4 protein-coding genes are annotated in these 3,885 nt (G+C 61.2%); 3 read left to right on the forward strand and 1 reads right to left on the reverse strand.

The genetic code is table 11. The features are described from left to right. The 3 genes from AC0AP0_RS09905 to AC0AP0_RS09915 form a co-directional block, all read left to right on the forward strand. A partial coding sequence (locus tag AC0AP0_RS09905) for an AAA family ATPase (protein WP_490430342.1) occupies positions 1 to 1,032 on the forward strand: 1,032 nt, incomplete at its 5' end. An 82-nt stretch (positions 1,033 to 1,114) separates the two neighbouring features. Further along, on the forward strand, positions 1,115 to 2,197 hold the full coding sequence (locus AC0AP0_RS09910; protein WP_046323229.1) for a dihydroneopterin aldolase: 1,083 nt from the start codon (positions 1,115 to 1,117) through the stop codon (positions 2,195 to 2,197). Beyond that, complete coding sequence (locus tag AC0AP0_RS09915) at positions 2,194 to 2,841, forward strand: DUF3180 domain-containing protein (RefSeq protein ID WP_490430343.1); 648 nt, start codon at positions 2,194 to 2,196, stop codon at positions 2,839 to 2,841. The genes AC0AP0_RS09910 and AC0AP0_RS09915 overlap by 4 nt, the downstream gene beginning before the upstream one ends. 12 nt (positions 2,842 to 2,853) lie before the next feature. Here the strand turns inward: AC0AP0_RS09915 and AC0AP0_RS09920 are convergent, their stop codons facing one another. After that, positions 2,854 to 3,768 (reverse strand): acyl-CoA thioesterase, encoded by a 915-nt coding sequence (locus AC0AP0_RS09920; RefSeq protein WP_490430344.1) that lies wholly within the window; start codon positions 3,766 to 3,768, stop codon positions 2,854 to 2,856. Positions 3,769 to 3,885 lie beyond the last annotated feature (117 nt).

The following is a 3,885-nucleotide window of genomic DNA, read 5'->3' on the forward strand; positions in this document are numbered from 1 at the left end:
ATCATTGCAGCCACCAACCGCCCCGACATTCTGGATCCGGCCCTGCTCCGGCCCGGCCGGTTCGACCGTCAGGTGGCCGTGGAGGCCCCAGACCTGGAGGGCCGTGAGGCCATCCTCAAGGTCCACGCCAAGGGCAAGCCCTTTGTGCCGGATGTGGACCTGCACACTGTGGCTGTGCGTACGCCCGGCTTTACCGGCGCCGACCTGGCCAACGTGCTCAATGAGGCTGCCCTGCTGACTGCGCGTTCCGATGCCCAGCTGATCGACAATCGGGCCATCGACGAAGCCATCGACCGTGTGCTCAGCGGACCTCGGCGGCGGACCAAGGGCATGGCTCTGGCCGAGATGCGCAACACTGCCTATCACGAGGGCGGTCATGCCATGGTGGCTGCTGCTCTGCACCACACTGACCCGGTCACCAAGGTGACCATTCTGCCGCGTGGACGCGCCCTGGGCTACACCGCGGTCATGCCTACCACAGATCGCTATTCACAGTCCCGCAACGAGCTGCTGGACCAGATGGCCTACGCCATGGGCGGCCGAGTGGCAGAAGAAGTGGTCTTCCATGACCCAACCACCGGTGCTTCCAACGACATCGAGAAGGCCACCAGCATCGCCCGGCAGATGGTCCTGCAGTATGGGTTCTCGTCAAAGCTTGGCGCCATCAAGTGGGCTGACGAGAACGACCAGGATTCCGGGCTCGATGCCTTGAAGCCCCACAACTATTCGGAGAAGACAGCCGAGGCCATCGATGAGGAAGTCCACAATCTCATCGAGACGGCCCACCAAGAGGCCTGGCGTATCATCACCGAGAACCGTGACGTGCTGGACGAACTGGTTCGGCAGCTCTTGGTCAAAGAGACCCTGAACAAGGACGAGCTGGCTGCGGTCTTCGCTGGCTTGCGCAAGGCTCCGGAGCGTCAGCTCTGGCTGTCTGCACCAGATCGGCCGGACTCCGAGCAGCCCCCCGTGGAGATTCCCGAGGCACTCAGGCGCAGCGTAAACGGGCCGTCCACAGAGGACCAGCACTGAATTCTGCACCGGCTCGGTGCCTTGCATATGGTCCCGGGCCGTGTGGCAGTGAATGTTCCAAGGCAAGGGAGGAGCGTACATCATGGATTCCATTCGTCTGAGCTCCATCAAGGTCGCACCCCTGCATGACCAGCAGAAGCCTGGGTTCAGCTATCAGGTCGATGCCGTCCTCTACCTGGATTTGAGTGAGGCAGGCAGACTCAACGACGGCACTCAGACCGTGGACTATGTGCAGATTGTCCGTCGAATTGTCAACCTGATCCAAAATGAGCCGGCCAACGAGATTCTGGAATCTCTGACCGCCAAGGTTGCAGATTCCATCCTGCTCTCCCACCAGATCCGTCGCACCCGCGTCACAGTCACCCGTCTGGGCGCTGACCAGGGAACAGGGGTCGATTTTCAGGTGGGCATCACCTTGGAGCGAGCTGCCGACGACCAGTTGGAGGGCAACCCTGGCAGCTTGGAGTCTGGACGAGTCAGCGGCGCCGGAAATGCTGCTCTAGGGCATCCTTCGCTCCTGTTGTCTGGTCAGGCCGATTCTGTTCATGCGGCGCAGGCGCGATTGCGTCATCCTGTGACCTCTTCTACGCAGAACGACCTGTCCTCAGATCTGGAGAATGATAACGAGGTGTCCAGTCAGTCGACTGTTGAAGGCGCTCAACCGCAAGGCCTCCTGATGCGTGATGTGATTGCGCTGGAAGGGGCATCGGGAACCGACCGGCTGACCATGCTCCGTGCTCTTGCAGCCCTTGACGGGATCCCTGGCAGTCAGCTGGTTGGCATCTCGCCCCTATATGCCTACCGTGACGATCAGGGGGATCAGCGCCTATCGGCCGTGGTTATTCTGCAGACGCCGCTAAGTCTGGAGGAGTTGCGGTCGGCCTTGGACATGGTGGCCGCTCCTATCAGACAGATGGGTGGACTGGATGCCGATGTAGTGGAAGTGGAGACATTGGACGGTTCGGTTCTGTCTTCGCAGGACCATCCGCCTCTGCTGGCTGCTGATGCGCCATCGCGCATTTTGATTCCCTGGGCTTATTTGGAGCCTGAACACTGCCTGCCTGGGGCTGGCGGATCCTGTCTGGCAAGCCTGTCCAACCGTGCTCCTGACCGTGATCGCATCAGCCTGGTCTCGGAGGACTGGATTCTGGACGGGTTGTCATGAGGGCCCGCCGCACCCCGCTCGTGCACTACCTGGTCGCCCTGATCCTGGGTTTGATGGGAGGTGCCGGTATATCAGAACTCGGCATGTCCACCAGGACGGACCTCATGGGGGTTCCCTGGCTGGTCAGTGTGCTGCTTTTCCTGCTTGGGGTGGCCATCCTGATCATGGCCTTCCAGGTGCATCGCTACGCCAAGGGAGACCGCAAGGAGATGGATTTGCGCTTCGCGGTCAATGTGCTGATCATGAGCAAGGCCTTGGGCGTTGCCTGTGCCGCCCTGTTGGGCTGGTATGGCAGTCAGGCGCTGATCAGCATGGGTCATGCAGGCGCGCCCTATTACACACGGGTCATGCAGGAGTGCCTGGTGGCCTCCCTTGTCTGTCTGATCGATGTGGTGGCCGGAGCTGTGGGGGAGTGGCTCTGCCAACTGCCTCCGGACGACGGCCCTGAGAATCCCGATCGGCGCAAGTCCTCACGCAGACCCATGGCCGACGCGGCCGATACCGCTGACAGGGCGAAGATAAAAGCCGATTCAAGTAAAAGACACCGCCGAACAGCGTCCAAGGCGGTGCTGAGGACATTCCTGAAGCTGGTCGGCTTGCTGCCGACCAGGCTGTTGATCCTTTGCTGTGAGAATACTCGATGACCTAGTGGAAGCTCAGTCTTTGGGCACCCTAATCATGGCTTCCTGAACCATGTAGGCTACCAATTCTCCCCTACGGTTGTAGACCTTGGCTAGGCACAGGCTGCGGCCGTGGTCGGCTACTGGGGACTCCTGAATGAAGCAGTGCCAGTCGCAGGGGTCTAGATCTTGGTACCACCACATGGCATGGTCGATGGAGGCGAAGGAAATCCCCGGGGTGGTCATGCTCAGTCCGGCACGACGCAGGGCGGGCTCCATCATGATTTGATCGCATTCCATGGCCAGCAGGGCCCGGCGCATCAGCGGGTCCAGGTCGGCCCTTCCCTGGGTGCGGCTCCAAACGGCCTGGCGACTCCTGCTGTCATCCCTGGAATTCCCGTTTTCTGCATCATCCGCATCGTCCAGCAGGACCGTGCCGCCTACATGGCGCATGTCGAAGGGGCTCTGATGGGCGTAGTAGTCAGCGAAGGGGGATTGGCCGGCATAGGGTTCCATCAGTTCCCGGGAGCCAGGCAAATCCTCCGGATCAGGCAGACCCGTGGGCATGGGGTCGTCATAGCGGACACCCTCCTGGCCGACCTGTTGATAGGAGAGCAGGGCGCTGAGGATGGTCCGTTCCCCCTGGTGCAGATCAACTCGTCTGGAGGAGAAGGAATGCCCGTCGCGGATGGTCTCGACTTCCGCTTGAACGTCCTGATCCAGGAGTCCAGTGCGCAGATAGTAGGCATGCATCGAGTGTGGCAGTCGGCCTTCGGGCACTGTCCGTCCGCCGGCTATGATGGCCTGTCCCAGCAGCTGGCCCCCATAAAGGCGACCTGTGGGAAAGTCCAGCGAGTCGCCCCGAAAGCTGGAACGGCCGTCGGTGTGCTGCTGTTCCTGCAGATTCAGCGCAGCGATGGCTCGAGCCAGTGGCTCATCCTCGGTGCTCATGCTTCTCCTCGGCCCCTTACTCTCTTTGTGATCTGCTCTTTTCAGCGGGTCAGCTTGCGGTGGATGCGGTGGGGCCTGGAGGCCTCCTCGCCCAGACGCTTGACCTTGTTCTCCTGG

The sequence above is a fragment of the Bifidobacterium sp. POST2/T3 (B1) genome (assembly GCF_058197115.1).

What these genes read in the sequence shown, in the direction of transcription:
- AC0AP0_RS09920 (WP_490430344.1), bottom strand. Translation starts at nt 3,768, where the DNA reads ATGAGCACCGAGGATGAGCCACTGGCTCGAGCCATCGCTGCGCTGAAT.
- AC0AP0_RS09915 (WP_490430343.1), top strand. Translation starts at nt 2,194, where the DNA reads ATGAGGGCCCGCCGCACCCCGCTCGTGCACTACCTGGTCGCCCTGATC.
- AC0AP0_RS09910 (WP_046323229.1), top strand. Translation starts at nt 1,115, where the DNA reads ATGGATTCCATTCGTCTGAGCTCCATCAAGGTCGCACCCCTGCATGAC.